This window comes from Arcticibacterium sp. GJ41-1 (genome assembly GCF_055808875.1).
Window position 1 is genome coordinate 2,325,854 of record NZ_CM147888.1, and the last position, 18,050, is coordinate 2,343,903.

At 36.4% G+C, this 18,050-nt stretch carries 11 protein-coding genes and 1 CRISPR repeat array; of the genes, 3 read left to right on the forward strand and 8 right to left on the reverse strand.

Translation table 11 applies throughout. The features are described from left to right. Position 1: 1 nt before the first annotated feature. The 3 genes from AC0L6O_RS09485 to AC0L6O_RS09495 form a co-directional block, all read right to left on the reverse strand. A complete protein-coding gene (locus tag AC0L6O_RS09485) occupies positions 2 to 2,296 on the reverse strand; it encodes a GH92 family glycosyl hydrolase (protein ID WP_473308088.1) in 2,295 nt (764 codons plus the stop codon). A gap of 228 nt (positions 2,297 to 2,524) precedes the next feature. Beyond that, entirely contained in the window at positions 2,525 to 4,555 is a 2,031-nt protein-coding gene (locus AC0L6O_RS09490) for an oxidoreductase (RefSeq protein ID WP_473308089.1), read from the reverse strand. Between the two features lie 463 nt (positions 4,556 to 5,018). Further along, a complete protein-coding gene (locus AC0L6O_RS09495) occupies positions 5,019 to 5,696 on the reverse strand; it encodes a TetR/AcrR family transcriptional regulator (protein ID WP_473308091.1) in 678 nt (225 codons plus the stop codon). A 146-nt stretch (positions 5,697 to 5,842) separates the two neighbouring features. Here AC0L6O_RS09495 and AC0L6O_RS09500 point away from each other — a divergent pair, with 146 nt between their 5' ends. Then, positions 5,843 to 7,447 (forward strand): SulP family inorganic anion transporter, encoded by a 1,605-nt coding sequence (locus tag AC0L6O_RS09500; RefSeq protein ID WP_473308093.1) that lies wholly within the window; start codon positions 5,843 to 5,845, stop codon positions 7,445 to 7,447. Between the two features lies 1 nt (position 7,448). Beyond that, on the forward strand, positions 7,449 to 8,078 hold the full coding sequence (locus AC0L6O_RS09505; RefSeq protein ID WP_473308094.1) for a carbonic anhydrase family protein: 630 nt from the start codon (positions 7,449 to 7,451) through the stop codon (positions 8,076 to 8,078). Between the two features lie 78 nt (positions 8,079 to 8,156). After that, positions 8,157 to 9,941: a CRISPR direct-repeat array (repeat unit 46 nt; unit sequence GTTGTGAATAGCTTTCAATTCTCTATTTTTAGAGGTGATTCTCAAC). Positions 9,942 to 10,012: 71 nt separating this feature from the next. Here AC0L6O_RS09505 and cas2 read toward each other — a convergent pair. From cas2 to AC0L6O_RS09525, 4 genes are all read right to left on the reverse strand, one after another. Then, complete coding sequence (cas2, locus tag AC0L6O_RS09510) at positions 10,013 to 10,357, reverse strand: CRISPR-associated endonuclease Cas2 (protein ID WP_473308096.1); 345 nt, start codon at positions 10,355 to 10,357, stop codon at positions 10,013 to 10,015. Beyond that, positions 10,347 to 11,246 (reverse strand): type II CRISPR-associated endonuclease Cas1, encoded by a 900-nt coding sequence (gene cas1, locus AC0L6O_RS09515; protein ID WP_473308098.1) that lies wholly within the window; start codon positions 11,244 to 11,246, stop codon positions 10,347 to 10,349. Before cas1 ends, cas2 begins: the two co-directional genes overlap by 11 nt. 46 nt (positions 11,247 to 11,292) lie before the next feature. Continuing rightward, positions 11,293 to 15,411 carry a type II CRISPR RNA-guided endonuclease Cas9 gene (gene cas9, locus AC0L6O_RS09520; RefSeq protein WP_473308100.1) on the reverse strand — a complete coding sequence of 1,373 codons (4,119 nt, stop codon included), beginning with the start codon at positions 15,409 to 15,411 and terminating at the stop codon, positions 11,293 to 11,295. A gap of 197 nt (positions 15,412 to 15,608) precedes the next feature. Then, on the reverse strand, positions 15,609 to 16,196 hold the full coding sequence (locus AC0L6O_RS09525; protein ID WP_473308102.1) for a 3-keto-disaccharide hydrolase: 588 nt from the start codon (positions 16,194 to 16,196) through the stop codon (positions 15,609 to 15,611). Between the two features lie 174 nt (positions 16,197 to 16,370). On the opposite strand from AC0L6O_RS09525, the gene AC0L6O_RS09530 reads away from it, so the two are divergent. Then, positions 16,371 to 17,249 (forward strand): carboxylesterase family protein, encoded by an 879-nt coding sequence (locus AC0L6O_RS09530; protein ID WP_473308103.1) that lies wholly within the window; start codon positions 16,371 to 16,373, stop codon positions 17,247 to 17,249. Positions 17,250 to 17,256: 7 nt separating this feature from the next. Here AC0L6O_RS09530 and AC0L6O_RS09535 read toward each other — a convergent pair whose 3' ends face one another. Continuing rightward, the gene (locus AC0L6O_RS09535; RefSeq protein WP_473308104.1) at positions 17,257 to 17,958 is read right to left on the reverse strand and encodes a glycosyltransferase; all 702 of its coding nucleotides are present in this window, start codon (positions 17,956 to 17,958) and stop codon (positions 17,257 to 17,259) included. Positions 17,959 to 18,050: the final 92 nt, after the last annotated feature.

Below are 18,050 nucleotides of genomic sequence, written 5' to 3' on the forward strand. Positions count from 1 at the left end.
TTTAATCATTTTTTAGCGAGAAAGGCCTTGTGCTGGTAGCTGTACCCCATTCTTTATTTGGTACATCGCTCATCTCAAAGTTTAGTTCTCCGCCATTCATTAGGTCAAAGTGACTTAAAAATGTCTTGTCCATTTCTTTACCATTATAGGTAAGTGATTTAATATAGATTTTACCTTCACTAGCACCTGGTGCATTAATAACAAGTTTATTACCGCTTTCAAGGCTTAGGGTAAGCTTATCGAATCTTGGTCCTGAAATGACATATTCAGGTACAGATGGACTCACAGGATAAAAACCCATAGCCGCAAACACATACCAAGCCGACATTTGACCGGCATCATCATTTCCACTCAACCCTCCTATTTCAGCACTATATTCTTTTCGCATAATGTCAGACACTAGTTTCTGCGTTTTCCATGCTTGACCTGAGTAGTTATATAAGAAAGGAATTTGATGCCCAGGCTCGTTTCCATGCCAGTATTGCCCTTTTGCATGAAATCTATCTAGGTTAGCGTTAAACTCCGTTTCACCACCCATAATTTCCATTAAACCAGCTACATCATGCGGTACATACCAAGTGTATTGATAAGGCGTTCCCTCAGTGATATAAGGCATTCTGGTATACTTATTATAATTATCGGTAAAGTTACCATCGGCAAATTTCCCTTTCACCGTAGAGTCGGCAGGGCTATATACGTTAGCATAGTTTAACGCTCTTTTTCTTAGTATCTCAGCGTTTTTAGCATCGCCCTTTTTCTTGGCAATTTGGCTCAAAGCAAAATCATCAAACGAGTATTCTAAGGTTCTAGAAACCTGCTCACCTTTATGGAAAGACTCCAATACTTTATCTTCTAAAGGAATGTAGCCATGTTTTAAGTAAGACGCTAAAGCTCTTCTTCCTTTACCGTTTTTATATTCTTCAATGGTTTCAGGCGACTCAAAAGCATTTTTTAATAAGAAACTGTACTGCTCATCAGTAATGTCAATTAGGTCTTTCATGTATGCATCAGCTATGGTGGTGATGGCGTGGTCGCCAATCATAGCACTGGTATAGCTGTTCCAACATGGGAAAATAGGCAACCAGCCGCCTTGCTCTGCCATAGAGAAAAGGCTCTGCATCATATCAGCACTGGCTTTTGGTTTTAAAATACTGAATAACGGATGCGAGGCACGGTAAGTATCCCACATAGAGTAGTCGCTAAAATAATCGCCTTTTCCGCTGTTAAGTATTTGAGAGCCTCCGGCAAAACTAGGGTAGGAGCCGTCCACATCATTATAGGTTCGTGGCTGTAAAAAACTATGGTACAATGCCGTGTAAAACTTCACTTTGTCGTCTTTTACGGTACCTTCTACTTCAATTTTTGATAATAGGCCTTCCCAAGCTTCTTGAAGGTTTTTTTGGGCTTGGTCAAAATTAAGGGAAGTGGTTTCAGCTTCAAGGTTTTTGCGAGCTTGCTCAATACTGACAAATGAGGTACCTATTTTAACATAAACAACCTCGTTTTTTTCGGCAGAAAATGAAACATAAGCACCAATGTCTTTTTGGTCTTTTATTTCCAGTTGATTCTCTAAAACCTCACTACCACTATAAACGCCAGATTTGTCAAAATTCCTTTCTATTTGAGCTACAAAATAACCGCTAAAACCAGCAGATTCACCCCAGCCTTGGTATATTCTGTGTACAGGATTATAACCTACTATTTCATTGGTCTCTTTGTTTATTTTGACATAGCCTTCTCCTTCATCAGAGTTTGGGTTTAGCACTAAATGTGCTTCACCTTCTTTTTCAAAAGTGAATTTGAAAAGACCACTTCTTTTAGTAGCGGTTAGTTCTGCTTTTATCCCATAATCATTTAAATACACCTCATAAGCGTAAGGATTCGCTTTTTCTGTATCATGGCTAAAAGTGCTTGCTCTTTCTTCTGGTAGCCATTTTAAGGGGCCTGAAATAGGCATAATGGTCATGCTGCCATAATCTTGAACACATGAACCGCTTAGCCAGTGACTTCCTCTAAAACCCTGAAAAAGGGAATCTGTGTAGTAATAAGGAGCCAAACATTTTTTCTCTGTGTCTTTCGTCTGTGGTGTCCAGTTGGTCATACCAAAAGGAGTGGTAACGTAAGGAACTACTTGAGCATTATTCTCTTTGTTTTCTCCATGTTCTAGAGCACTTTCGGTGGTAGCTGCGGCAGTACCAATTAGCGGATTGACGTAGTCAACAAGTTGAGCTTGTTTTTCTGTTGGTTTACAAGAAAACCCTAAGATAAAGAGAGTGATTAGGCTTAAGTATTTCATAGTTCGTTTTGGGTTGAATAGAGTAGATTTTTTTAGGTCAATAGATTGACAAAAAGTATTTTCTTTACAATTATACTTACTAATATTAATTTGACCTTAGTGGGTAGGGATAAATCATATTAAGTCGCAATTTTTCGTCTAAATCACGACCAAATAGTATAGTTTTCATAAAAAAGACTCCATATAAAGTATATAGAGTCTTTTGAAACAAAGTGTTTACTACGAAATTTAAATACTTGTGGCCAGCTCAGCGGCTTCTTTAATAGCAAGTTTGGCATCTAACTGAGCGGCTATATTGGCTCCGCCAATCAAATGCACAGATTTACCAGCAGCCTTAAGTTCTTCAAACATAGCTCTCAGCGGCTCTTGTCCGGCACAAACTACCACATTGTCAACAGGGATAACTTGTACTTGTTCATCTACTTCTATATAAAGTCCTTCGTCGTCTATTTTTAGGTATTTGGCTCCGCCAATAAGGTTTACCTTTTTCATGGCCAAACTAGAGCGGTGAATCCAACCTGTGGTTTTACCAAGGTCTTTTCCGTGCTTTCCTGACGAACGCTTTAATAAGTAAATTTCACGAGGCGAGGGTAGTGGTTGGGCAGCTTCTGCCAAAGCACCTTCATGCTGATAGGTCATGTCGACACCCCATTCTTTCATGTAATCTTCTACATTTAGGCTTACGGAATCGTGCGACATGTCGTGAGCGAGGTACTCTGCCATATCAAAGCCAATTCCTCCTGCACCCAGAATAGCCACACGTTTTCCTACAGGTTTCTTTTTATATAGAACATCGGCGTAGTTTAATACTTTTGGATGGTCTGCACCTTCAATTTTTATCTTTCTCGGGCTCACGCCAGTTGCCAAAATGATTTCGTCGTAATTAGCATTTGACAGCTTTTCTAAAGTGGCTTTGGTATTTAAATTCACATTGACGCCAAACTTCTTTAGCATTTCACCGAAATAGCGGATGGTTTGAGCATATTCTTCTTTCCCCGGAATTTCTTTAGCCATATTAAACTGACCGCCTATTTGTGGCTCCGCCTCAAACAAATGTACCTCATGTCCTCTTTTAGCCGCGGTTGTGGAGAATTCCAAACCTGCAGGTCCAGCACCTACCACAGCTATTTTCTTTTTCTGGGTAGTAGGCAAATGATTTAACTCCGTTTCATGACATGCTCTAGGATTAACAATGCAAGAGCAAACCTGCATGGTAAACGTATGGTCAAGGCAAGCCTGATTACAGGCTATACAAGTATTGATTTCTTGAGGTCTATTTTCCATGGCTTTTAAGACCAACTCAGGGTCTGCTAAAAAAGGTCTAGCCATAGAAACCATGTCGGCACAGCCTTCTTCCAAAATGTTTTCTGCCACATCGGGCATATTGATACGGTTGGTAGCTATAAGCGGAATATTTACTTCGCCCATCATTCTTTTGGTAACCCACGCAAAACCACCTTTTGGTACAACCGTACCTATGGTAGGAATGCGAGCCTCATGCCAACCGATACCTGTATTAATAATAGTAGCTCCTGCTTTTTCTACTTCTTTGGCGAGTTGCACAGCCTCTTCCCAAGTACTGCCGTCCTTCACCAAGTCTAACATAGAAAGACGATAAATGATGATAAAGTTATCGCCTACCGCAGCCCTAGTTCTTCTGATTATTTCTAAAGGAAACTGAATTCTGTTTTCATAAGAGCCTCCCCATTTGTCGGTTCGTTTATTTACTTTCTTTACTATAAATTGATTTATCAAATAACCTTCAGAACCCATTATTTCAACACCATCATAATTGGCATATTGAGCCATTTTTGCACAGTTGACGTAGTCTTCTATGGTTTTTTCTACTTCTTCCCCAGTTAAACCTCTGGCAGGAAAAGGAGAAATAGGAGCTTTGGTATCACTGGCAGAAACATTGTTTTCTGTATAACCGTAACGGCCTACATGCAGTATCTGCATACAGATTTTTCCGCCTTCTTCATGCACTGCGGAGGTTACTATTTTATGCTCTTCTGCTTTTTCTTCGGTATCTAAAGCTTCGCCAAAAGGCAATGCCAAACCTTCTTTGCTAGGGGCTATTCCCCCTGTTACTATAAGGGCCACTTGTCCTTTTGCTCTTTCTCTATAAAAGGCTGCTAGTTTTTCATGGCCGCCAGGAAGGTCTTCCAGCATAGTATGCATGGAGCCCATTAAAACACGGTTTTTTAGCGTAGTAAAGCCTAAGTCTAAAGGTTCTAGGAGTTTAGGGTATTTTGTCATTTGTTGATGTTTATTATAAGAAGGCAAAATTTAAGAATAAGATTTCAAAAGGAGTGGAATAATCATATTATTCTTTGATTTTTTATGAATAAACGAATTGAGGCTTATGCTGGAAAACGGAATTTACTTTAATATAAAATTCTCCATACTTCATTAATTTATCTCATAGATAATATTTATTTGAAACCGAGCCAATATCAAGATCTTAGTTCTGAGCAGGCGGATATACAGAATGTGTTATTTTTGTTTTTAAGATGCAGGACTAAAATTACCTATTGTGATGACTTTCCTAAGGCCTTCTTGTCGGCAGACAGAGAGACTTTGCTGAGGGAAGATATTAATGGAGGCTTTCGTCTCAGAACTATTTAATCTAAAACTGACCTAAGCGAGCAGGATAGACATTGGCAAATATAAGATGACGTTCTTGGGTGATTAGCTTTTAATAGAGGATTTAAACCCTTAACTATTCGCTTAATAACTTTTCGGCAAAATGATTCATCATTGTTTCTACCTCATTGAAGTCATTTTCTTGGACAGAAATATCTGTTAAGCTGGGAAGGTGATTTGCAAAATAGATGTGATCGTTTGACATCTCAAATAGGTTTGCGGCTAATGCAAAAGGGTATTTGAAGTTTGGGTTAATCTCTGAGATTACCTGAGAAACCGTATTAGTTAGATTTTTATAACCACTAAAAAAACCTTTAGAGTTTTCCTTGTCAACCTCTTTAGTCCTATATGCTTTCACACCTTCGGAAATTACGATGTTGTGCAGTTTACTCTCATTCACATATGCTACATTAGGGTTTTCTATAAAAGCAGAAACAAAGGAATGGATGATAATCTTAAGTTTTTTTCTAGGGTCATCTATGTTAAGGGTATTTATGCTGATAAGGTAACTAACCCACTCCCAGTACCAGTTTACTAGATAGATTAGTAATAGGTGTTTATTCTCGAAATACCTATAAATAGAAGCCTCCGTAGAGTTTATTTTCTGAGCCAATTTTTTGAAAGTAAAAGATTCAAAACCAAACTCTTCAATCATAACTATGCTGTATTGGATGATTTTTCTACCAAGTTTGGAATCTTGGGGTTCTTTGATGTATAAACCCTTATTTAACGATATTTTTATTTCTACGCTCATTTTATTGCTTTCAAAAGAATAAGTAAGGCTCATTTTTTTGCGATTGCAAATCTAAGGAAAAAAAATACTATTATTTTAGATAGTATTACTATCATTTTAAATAGTGTTAGTATATTTGCCGAGGTTTTTTATCAAACTTTATAAAAATGAACAATCTATTCTCAAATTTAAAAAGCGATATCCCTTCGAGTGTTGTCGTTTTCTTTGTGGCCTTGCCTTTGTGCCTTGGTATTGCACTTGCTAGTGGTGCTCCTCTTTTCTCTGGATTGATAGCTGGTATAGTGGGTGGTGTAGTAGTGGGTGCTCTCAGTGGTTCTAATTTAGGTGTGAGTGGCCCGGCGGCTGGTCTAGCAGCCATCGTACTTTCAGCCATTGGTACCTTAGGTAGCTATGAAAACTTCCTTGTGGCAGTAGTTCTTGGTGGTATTATTCAGTTAATATTTGGTTTTTTGAAAGCAGGGGTTATTGGCCATTATTTCCCTTCCTCTGTTATTAAAGGAATGCTGACAGGTATAGGTATAATCATTATCCTTAAGCAAATTCCTAACTTCTTTGGATATGACGAAGCTTCGGCTTGGGACCTTGAGTTTTTTGAAATTGATGGTGGTAACACCTTCTCAGAACTGTTTACCATGCTTGGTAACATACATCCAGGAGCTGCCTTAGTTGGCGTTATGAGTTTGTTTATTCTAATTGTTTGGGATAGCGTACTTAGTAAAAAAGGAAAAATATTTCAAATAATTCCAGGGCCGTTTGTAGCGGTAGCTGCAGGTATTCTCTTTTATGTTTTAACCAAAGGCAGTGAAGTGTTGTCTATTGGAGGAAAACACATGGTAAGTGTTCCTATTCCTGAAGATGCGGCTTCTTTTTTAGGGCAGTTTAGCTTTCCAAACTTTTCTGCCATTACGGACCATCAGATTTGGGTGGTTGCTTTTACTATTGCACTAGTGGCAAGTATAGAAACGCTATTAAGTGTGGAAGCCACAGACAAACTAGACCCACATAAGAATGTAACTCCTACCAACAGAGAGCTTTTAGCCCAAGGTACAGGAAATATTATATCTGGTTTAATAGGTGGTTTGCCTATTACACAGGTGATTGTGCGTAGTTCTGCCAATATTCAATCTGGCGGTAAATCAAAAATGTCGGCTATACTTCACGGCTTTTTACTTCTTACCTCGGTAATAGTAATTCCAGGGCTGTTAAACATGATTCCGCTTTCTGTATTGGCCGCTATACTTTTAGTGGTAGGTTATAAACTTGCTAAACCAGCCTTGTTTAAACAAATGTATAATCTTGGCTGGCACCAATCTGTTCCTTTCATCGTAACTATATTAGGAATTGTCCTTACAGATTTACTTTTTGGTATTGGATTAGGTTTGGCAGTTGGTGTTATTGTTATCCTTTTCAGAAGCTATCAAAACTCACATTTCTTACACAAAGAGGAAAACGGGAAAGGTGGGAAAATCAAAATGGCTCTTGCCGAAGAAGTTACGTTTTTTAATAAAGGAGCTATCTTATATGAACTGGAGAACCTACCGCATCATTCACATTTAGAATTAGACGTTAGGCAAACAAAGTTTTTAGACTATGACATTGTAGAAATTTTAGAAGATTTTGTTATTAAAGCTAAAGAAAGAGACATAAGTATAGAGCTAATTAGAGAAAGTGGGACTATCCATAATCCACCTAGCTATAGAGAACTTTTCATAACTAAAAGAAAAACAGGTAAACTAAAAAACATAAAATAATATGAAAGCACATACAAAAGAGACACAGGCTACCATGACGCCTCAAAAGTCATTAGAATACCTTAAAGAAGGAAATGCTAGATTTCAGAATAATCTAAAAGCAAATAGAAATTTGCTAGAGCAGGTAAACGATACGAGCGATGGACAGTTTCCATTTGCTACTATCTTGAGCTGTATTGACTCTAGGGTTTCTGCTGAGTTGGTTTTTGACCAAGGTTTAGGTGATATTTTTAGCATACGTATTGCCGGAAACTTTGTGAATCCAGATATTCTTGGTAGCATGGAGTTTGCGTGTAAACTGGCAGGAACCAAACTAGTAGTAGTATTAGGTCATACTGCCTGCGGTGCCGTAAAGGGAGCATGTGATGATGCAAAGCTTGGTAACCTTACTGGAATGTTGGCTAAAATAAAACCTGCTGTTGACGCCATTACAGAGCCTAAAGACCCAAGCATACGTAACTCAAAAAATATGGAATTTGTGGATAATGTATCTGCTAAAAACGTACTGTTGACTATAGATAATATCAGAAAAGATAGCCCTGTATTAGCAGAAATGGAATCAAATGGTGAAATAAAAATAGTTGGTGCCATGTATGATATAAATAATGGTGAAGTAGTTTTTTACGAATAAGAAGTAAAATACGGAACACCTAATGCAGGTGCCTTACACAGATTATCAATAAAAAAACCACCTTCAAGGGTGGTTTTTTATATTGATAGCTTTCAATTCTCTATTTTTAGAGGTGATTCTCAACTAGAACCAGAACATCACACCTAAATCTAAAGTTGTGAATAGCTTTCAATTCTCTATTTTTAGAGGTGATTCTCAACTCAAACCAACTATTAAGATGAAAAAAGTAGTTGTGAATAGCTTTCAATTCTCTATTTTTAGAGGTGATTCTCAACAGTATAGGAGGTATAATAGCCGCAGTTGAGTTGTGAATAGCTTTCAATTCTCTATTTTTAGAGGTGATTCTCAACTCTTTCCTTCTTTCTCCTTCTGGCTCTGTTGTTGTGAATAGCTTTCAATTCTCTATTTTTAGAGGTGATTCTCAACAATGGATAAAAAAACGGAATGCCTTGGCGAGTTGTGAATAGCTTTCAATTCTCTATTTTTAGAGGTGATTCTCAACCATGGAATTTACCTAAACAAGATAGAGGAGTTGTGAATAGCTTTCAATTCTCTATTTTTAGAGGTGATTCTCAACTTATGTGTGTATATCCTGATGTGTCAATATGTTGTGAATAGCTTTCAATTCTCTATTTTTAGAGGTGATTCTCAACATAAGAACCTTTACTAGTAACTGAGCCTATGTTGTGAATAGCTTTCAATTCTCTATTTTTAGAGGTGATTCTCAACTGTTGATAAGATTTGTGCACAAATCTATAGTTGTGAATAGCTTTCAATTCTCTATTTTTAGAGGTGATTCTCAACCCTAGACATTATCCCCTTGATATTGTAGGTGTTGTGAATAGCTTTCAATTCTCTATTTTTAGAGGTGATTCTCAACACTAAACAGGCCAGTTATAAATTCAGGGTGTTGTGAATAGCTTTCAATTCTCTATTTTTAGAGGTGATTCTCAACACTCGTTTTGCTTGGCAAACCACGCCAAAGTTGTGAATAGCTTTCAATTCTCTATTTTTAGAGGTGATTCTCAACCATTAAAGCCAACCCTACCAAGTCAAGAAGTTGTGAATAGCTTTCAATTCTCTATTTTTAGAGGTGATTCTCAACGTAACAAAAAAGAACAAAGAACTAGCCAGAGTTGTGAATAGCTTTCAATTCTCTATTTTTAGAGGTGATTCTCAACACCCGGCAATGCAGGATGGAACTTCGCCGTGTTGTGAATAGCTTTCAATTCTCTATTTTTAGAGGTGATTCTCAACTGCACGAGAGTACCACTATAGTGGCTCATAGTTGTGAATAGCTTTCAATTCTCTATTTTTAGAGGTGATTCTCAACTTAATGGTTTTATACTTTTTTCATAGCTCTGTTGTGAATAGCTTTCAATTCTCTATTTTTAGAGGTGATTCTCAACTTTAGTAAGTAGGGCGAGTGCTACGGCTTTGTTGTGAATAGCTTTCAATTCTCTATTTTTAGAGGTGATTCTCAACGCCTGCCGTGGAGCAGGAGGGTACAGTGAAGTTGTGAATAGCTTTCAATTCTCTATTTTTAGAGGTGATTCTCAACGATTAATGGAAGAATTGGAAGCCTGCAAAGTTGTGAATAGCTTTCAATTCTCTATTTTTAGAGGTGATTCTCAACTTATACAGGATAACGACATGAAAACAGACAGTTGTGAATAGCTTTCAATTCTCTATTTTTAGAGGTGATTCTCAACGAAATATCAAATAAGGGGAACTTCTAGTGTGTTGTGAATAGCTTTCAATTCTCTATTTTTAGAGGTGATTCTCAACTTAATAAAAGAGTTAAGGAATTACACGTGGTTGTGAATAGCTTTCAATTCTCTATTTTTAGAGGTGATTCTCAACAGACCTGCCTATAAAGGGCTGGTCTGTTGTGGTCTATGAAGTTTTCTAGGGATGAAAAATGGATAGTGAAATTAGAATAACTCTAATTGATTTATAGGTTTCTCTAATTCAGATAGTTTAGTGCCAATAAATAAGTCCATTAGACCAAATTGCCTATCCGTAATTTTTAAGATACCTACTTTTCCTTTTTTTGGCAATTTCTTCTTTACTCTTTCTCCATGTACTACAGCGTTTTCTTTACTCGCACAAAAACGGGTGTAAATAGAAAACTGAAACATGTCAAAACCATCTTTAATCAGACTTTTTCTGAATTTAGCTGCTATGCTTCTTTCTTTTTTAGTTTCTGTTGGTAAGTCAAAAAAAACAAGTACCCACATGCTTCTATACTGATTTAGTCTTGAGAAATTATTTTCCATATTCGGGGATTAAAAGTTTCCTACGTTCACCTTTAAAGCATTCTACCAGCGAATTGGTGGTTCTACTCATGGCCACCATAAGCGGGCTCACTTTCCCATCTATAAAGACATTTACTACAGGAATGGATAATAAAGCTTTTTTATGCTCTTTGGTGAGTTCCGAAATGTCATTAGTGCTATTCATAAGTTCTAGCACTCCTGCATCCACATAAGGTCTGTAAGGCTCCATGAGGTCATCTGCCAAGCAGAAAGCGTTATACTTACTTTTATGATGAATTCCAAGGCTAGGCAGTAAACCACTTGAAACTATAGCTCGGGCTGTAATGGCTCTTAGTATAGCATAGCCATAATTTAAGAGGTTATTTGGAGCTTCACCATCACGGTCTCTTTTGAAACCAACATTGCCAAATATATTTTTCCAAAAGTAAGCGGCCGCTCTAGCTTCGTGGTTTTGAGCATCTCCAGATGTTACTGATTTAGCCCAGTATTTCATGTTTTCAGTGGCTACTCCGTTGTTTTCAAGTAATACGGCTTGATTATGTATTTTTTGACTAATAGTTTGCTGCCAAAGGTTCTTTTTTAAGGGTAAACTAGCCTCTATTTGCCATCGATACCTTTCAGATTGTTCTGTATGACCTACGTAGGGAAGAAGCTGCCCTGCGGGCATGTGATGGCTATTACAGTTTATAAGAGCCACTTTAGCTTCCATCAGTTTTTCTAGCAAAACGCTAGTAAGTGTAATTTGCCGATGTTCTATAAGCACAAGTCCTAAGTCCTCAATGGGAACGCTTACCGAAGTGCGTTCCTCATTGGGATAGGTAATAACTAGTTGTTCGTTTTTGGTACTTAAGTAAGCTTTGCTTTCTAAAAGAATGGTACGTTTTATCATGGCTATGGATGTTAGCTATCAGTATGTTAGCCAATATCACGCCAAACTAAAATAGGTACTTTATGGATCCGTCAAGTGTGATTTGGAAGTCTTTATCTTCAATTAGAAAGTTAAAGTTACTTTTAGCAAGTAATAATTTAGGAGCCGTAAAATCTTGAGAGAATTGCGAAAAACCATTTTTACCTCTTTTACCAAATTCTTTCTCAGGAAATGCTTTTAGTAGTTGTTCATCGGTTCGGGCTTCTAAATGATGGGCAAAAGTCATTCTTCCGTCTTTCATAAACTTAACTATCGAATACAACCTTTTAGATAAATCTTCTTCTGATAATTCTTTAACCTCTTCTCTAGATTCAATAAAGAATATAACTCTCATTTGTGGTTTAAGTATGGCTCTTAAATTGAGTTTATCTCCACTTTTATTAATTTGCTTTGTTTCTTCTAATTCAATTGAATTATTATCATTTATTTTAGAAAGTTGAGCTAATTGAAAAAGGTTTATTATTTCAAAGTCACGAATAACTTTTTGTTTTACAATTCCTTCATAGAGAGCATAGGCATAATTTTCTCCATTTGCCGCGTAATAAAAATGTTTATAATCGTGTTTAGACAGGTATGTTTGCTTTTTTATTTCAAGAGGTTCGGATATTGCGGACCAACATCTAGCTCGTCTAATCTTATTAACACGCTCTCCTTTTTTATCTAGCATATAGACACCATCGGCTATAGTCTGAGCTAATGTTCTACCCATTAATTGCCTTTCTATCATTTTTGCTAAATGTGGGTCGACTAATTCATCTAGTTTTTTTATAGTCTCAATTGGTTTTCTAAGTACATACTTGAAACCCTCATTTTTTTGCTCGATCATAAACTCCCCTGTCTGGTCTCTTATAGGTCGCCCTTCTTCATCCCGTTGAACCACCTTTATTTTCCCATAAAAAGTATCTAAATGAAGCTGACCTCTAATGGAGTCACCTGTCATAATTCTTTCCTTGACGTTTCCTTCAGTATCTTTGAATAAAACAATCTGTCCCTTTTTTCGGATCTTCTTTTTTGCTGGAGTTAGAGACTGGTCTTTATCGGCTAAGTTATTTATAAGTATACTTTTTTCTATGTTATTTAAGAGACTGAATTTAAAACCAGGGAAAGGAGACTCATGATATTGAGCACCTCTATTCTCTTCTTCATATTTATAGGCTTTTTTTAGTATTTCACCTGCTTTTTTAGGAGTTGGGATTAATGTTAGAATGGCAGCATCAACAGCATGATGATGATGCTTATCTCTACTTTTCTTCTCTGTTTTTGGTACAGATTGGTAAATTTTTCTAAATGCTGATGTGGTGCTACCTTTTTGTATATCAACTCTTTTAAAAATAGTTTTGAGATAATGAAAAGCGTATTTCGAAATTATTTGCGTATCAACTAATTGGCTGTTTTTAAAACCTTCTGGAATATCAACCCTTGTAAATCGGTCAACCTTGTTGTACCAATATTTGTGCTCCATTTGAAGTAAATGCCTTTGCCTAATAGCTCGGTCTTTTGACTCTTTGTCTTGAGCATTTTTAGTTTGAATTAACGTTGCTTTGATTCTTAAATCTAGATTTTCGATTTTCTTCTGCCAAGCCTGCAATCGAGGTAAAATAGCTAAACCTTCTTTTGTATCTTTTAAATAGTTTGGAAGCTGCGTTGGGATTTTAACGCCTTTTACCTTTCTGTTGTAATCGGCAAAGCAAACAGTTTGATTGGCAAGCGAATTATCAAAAGATTGACTCCTTGGAATGGTATGTTCAAAATCAATAATGTTATTGTTGAACAAATCAGTTAGTTTGATCGCTTTTCCAGTGTATAAACAAAAGCATTGCTGTTCCTTCCAAAGTCTATATTTTTTTAATGCATCTTTAGTCACATTTACAGTTCTCAAAATTTCATCACTGTTTTCTAATTGTTCGTGCCAAAGCCTAAACTTTGTTTTATCTGTTTCATTCTCGGGGTGAGCATTTCCGATAAACTCGGGGTCTTTAATAAGTTCAGCAATCGCGATTGAATATTCTCTGTTTTGGGCTTCTCTATTTCTTTGATAGGATTCAATAGCCCATCTCATATTGGAGTCATTTAGCTCTCTAGCTACTTCAACAACTATTCGGGTATCATTATCTATTTTGCCCATCTCTACTAGATTGTTAATACATCTTCTAAGATGATAGAGGGTTTTATAAGCCATAGGGTTTTTAAACGCTCTAGTTTTAGGGCTCTTTAGTAGTTCAGTATCCTCATTGCTAGGATAAATGTCTATCTGAGATGGATGGTATAACTTTTCAAAGTTAGTTGGCTTAATTTCATTGAAATTAGATTTTAACCATTTTTTTATATCCTCTATTAGCTTTGAGGGTTTGATATGTTTTCTTTTTATTTCTTTAAAGAATGCTTGATAAAGGGAGCTTACCGAATTTAGATAGTCATTCTTCTTGTCTTCGTTAAATGATTGCCAGTAGTTTAAACCAAAATACTCAATACAAGCTTCTAAGACATCTTGAAGGTCGGAATCGTCCAGTTCGTAGTCAAAGTCTTTGTATGCAAACTTTTCGTTAGTTCTTGTTTGTTTATTGTAACCCAGTAAATGGTAATTAGAAATTAAGAGGTTTGCGATGGAAACAGATTGTTTAGTAATACGATTATTTTTAATTACCTCTTTCAAACCATTTAGGATTAAATCCTTTTTATTGACAAGTGTTTTTTCTCCTAGGATTTCAGGGATTTTGGCAAGGAAAACGGCTTCAGTATATATTAGTCCCTGATTAAGGAATCGATTGATGTTTTTTAAGGCCTTTAGACTTAGCTTTTCATAGCCGACAGGAAAGCTGTTCCATAGAATGTTTAGGCCTTTTATTTGTTCTCCGTTTAATTCTAGAACAGTTAATAAATATTCGTTGAATTTTTCTTCATCTTCATAGCTGTAGAGAAGGTGCCAGATGTCATGAATATCTAACTCAACAGTCCTATTTTTTATATTGGTTTTCTTTGTTTGAATTCTCGTTTCTTTCCAATTTTCACCAAAAACAGATTTTAATCTTGCTGAGACTGGACATCCAGAAACACTGACTTTATCTGCATTGGTTTTATAGTTTAGTTGCCAATTTTTATTGCCTTTTTTTAAGATATGCTTTCTTATGTCAGAAAAAGGGAAAGAAGATTTTAACCTTAAGAATACATCAGTCATTAAGCTCTTTCGAATTGACTCAGGAAGTTCTTGCATTTTTCCTGTTTCTGGGTCTTTATATTTGATGTTATTAATGAAACTTAGAGCTCTAAATTCTTCAAATTCATAATGACTTATTGGACATCTAGATTTAGATGTTTCCATAGTACAGTTTCCTATATTACCTTTTTGTGAACGCAAGGGTCTCTGATAGAAAATCGCATTTTTTATATCGTTTTCAAGAGAGTCTCCAATTAAACCTTGCTTTTGAAGAATAAGGGAAACCTCTTTTTCATAATCACTTCTTAAGGTATATCTATTTCTTATTCTTACCTCTAAATCCTCTAAGTGAGCAAATGCGGCTCCTAAAGAGCCATTTTGGGTAATTAAGTCTTCGTACTCATTTCTACCTATTGTATTAGTTTCTGGGCTTCCTTTATACATCGCAGCTTCCTCATTTTTTCCGAGTTTACGACTACTTTTAAATCCTCTTCTTTGAGCTATATGGTATAACGCTCTTCCAACTTTTTGTCTATTTGCTTCTTTTGACAAGTCTAAAGGTGTATTGATTAATTCTCTCCTTAATTGGTAAGGTGATGTATAGTCAGGTGTTCCATCTCCATCAAAGTCTAATTTTATCCAATTATTAAAATTATCATTATCTAATGGAAATGTTCTTCCGACTCCTTTAGTATAGTTTTTCCAAGCGTCAAGTTCATTTTTCTTGAGTGGGCAAAGATTGTTTTGAATTAGTTGTTTTAGTGTTTCCCACTTCCTGTATCTTCTGGCATTATAAAGACGCCTTGTAGAGCGGTGTTTTGTTCTTTCGGCAGCAAATGAAAATTCGCCCGATTTTCCAACGCCAACACCTTTATTGAAAGTGTAAACTCCATACCAGTCAAAAGTAGTTTCGTTTCTTAATGCTAAACCAATTGAGTTTGTTCCTAGGTCAATTCCTAAAGTTTTATTCATGGGTGTGTGTTTATAAGTTAATATTCTTTATTATTGCAATTGAAAGACTATTCACAACAAGGCTATAAGCCGAAGATTTTTCTCTGCTCCGCACTACGTGTGGAGCTTTTTTGTTTAAAGTTAGGATTATTATTAGTTGAATGTAGAGGAAAACCACCCCAAAGAGGTGGTTTTAAATTCAAGAAGTTTTTTAAAGCCTAAATCTCTCTAGCCTTAATGCTTCTATACATGATGCTCATGTCTCTGTTTGGGTGAAGTTGAATACCTATTGGGCCAGTTTTCTTCATCCCTTCTGATGTGTAGGTAAGTACCTCTTCGTTATTTAGCCATACCGTGTAAGTATCACCCACCACTTTTACTTTAATGGTGTTCCAGTCATCTTTTTTAAGACTTTTTAGGCTGGCTTCTACAGGGTAGCTTTTTCCTGGAATATATGGGGAAGCCGTTAAATCTCTTTTTAATGAACCAGAAATTCCGATTTGAATTTGGTCAATTTCCGAACGCAAGAAAATACCAGAATCTATGTTTCCACTTACGTTCTTGTATTCTACTTCTACTATAAAGTCCTCATATTGTTTGTCTGTCCACAGTATTCCACCTTTACGGGTTTCGTCACTAGTGACCATTAATATTCCATTAGAAACCACCCAGTTGTCATTATTTGGCTGCGGCACTACCCAACCATCTAAGTTTTTTCCGTTAAATATCTTTTTAAGTTTTTGAGCAGACAGCTCACTAAAGCTTACTAGCAAAGCTAGCGAAAGTACAATCGTTATTTTTTTCATTTCAATTATAGGGTTTAGACAGTAAAGCTAGCAGATTTTATTTTACTCGCCATTTTACGAATAAAAACTATTACGATAAATAGATAAATGTGCTTTTAGAGATGACAAATCGTAGTTTAAGGCTTTTTAGGTATTTTTACATCTATCTCATGTTTAAAGAGACCAACCATTTCGATGAATAAATTATTAATAGCTTTACTAGTCTTCTTGTTTTTTTCTTGTGCTAAAGAATCGGATTCGGTTGCTAAAAAAAGAATCACAGATGAGGTTTTTGTGCCAACTTTAAAAATCGATTCAACTGATTTGCTTGGACTTCCTAAAGATACAGGAGGGATTCATAAAGGCTACCTCTTAAACGAAACCGAGGCAGTTTATGCCCACATGATTTATACGCCAGGCGGGTATCAGGAGTCGGGTGAAGGCTATCCGCTTTTGATTTTTTTACACGGTTGGGGACCTCGACAATTAACAAATGAAATAGGAACCGATTTAAATGTGGTAAAAGAGCATGGACCTCCTGCATTAATAGAACAGAAGCAATGGAATCCATCTTTTCCGTTTATAGTGGCTTCTCCTCAGTTAGAAGGGCAGTATTGGGCATCTGCTGATGTTCATTCTTTTATTGACTACATTATTGAAAAATATAATATTAATACCAATCGAATTTACTTAACAGGTTTAAGCCTTGGAGGCGGAGGTTGCTGGTATTATGTAGGCGAAAAAGGGGAGGAGAGTCATGCCGCAGCTATAATCCCAATTAGTGCTCGTGGTGAAGCTTCTATAGTTTCAAATTTGACCAATACACCAATATGGGCTTTTCATGGAGCGAAAGACCAAACAGTGGAACCGATAAATAATTATGGTTCTGTAACGATGGTAAATGAAATTAATAGAAATAGCCCTGCAGTAATAGCTAAAGTAACAGTATTTGATAATGCAGGTCATGACGCTTGGACTAGAACTTATGGCAATCAATTTGGAGAGACGGGGATAAGTTATAGCCCATTTAACCTTAATATTTATGATTGGTTACTTCAGTACAAGAAGGAATAAGGAGCCCTTAAATCTTATCTCTGCCTAAAAAGTACTTTTTGAAATAGTATTTCAGCGGATTGGAGTATTTTTCATTTTTCCATGGTCTGCTAGAGTGGGGCAGGTGTAACACCGGGAGGGCATTAGAAAGGTAGTTTTGAAAACCTAGCTGTCTTGACATTTTAGTAATACTTACGTCAAACCAGTCTTTTTCAGGGTTTAGAGTGTCAAAGTCATACGCTTTTAAGAAACTATTCGTAAGCAAAGTGCAGCAAAAGCTCAAACTTCTTTTGGTGATAAATAAGTCGCCGTCACTCTTTTTGATGTGTTTATATGGGAAGTTGATGTCTCCATTTTGGTCTACAGTAACAGAACCAATCATACCAACGTTTTCTAGACTTTCGGCAAGTTTAGCTAATTCAGAAATGGTATTTTTTTCTACCAGCACATCAGACTCTATTAATAGCAAATGCGTGTTCTTTTCTAAAGCCATTTTTTGAGCCATTCGCAAAACCGTTATGTAGTTTGGTGAAGGCGTATTGACTAGCTCAGCTAGGTTTATGTGCTTATAGTTTAACTTTGCGGCATTAGCATCTAAAAAAGAGGTAGTTTCTTCATCGCTAAAGTCATTAAACACAAAATACTCAAAATTACCTTCGGCCTGATAAATATGCTGAATGGTCTTCTTGGTAGTTTCTAAGGAGTTTTTTACCGGAGTAATGACTATCATTTAATTATTTGATTGTAGCGTTTGACAAAACTGGGGGCAATTTCGCCAATACTTTGAGCATAAAAAACCTTTTTCTTGGCTTATATTTGAGT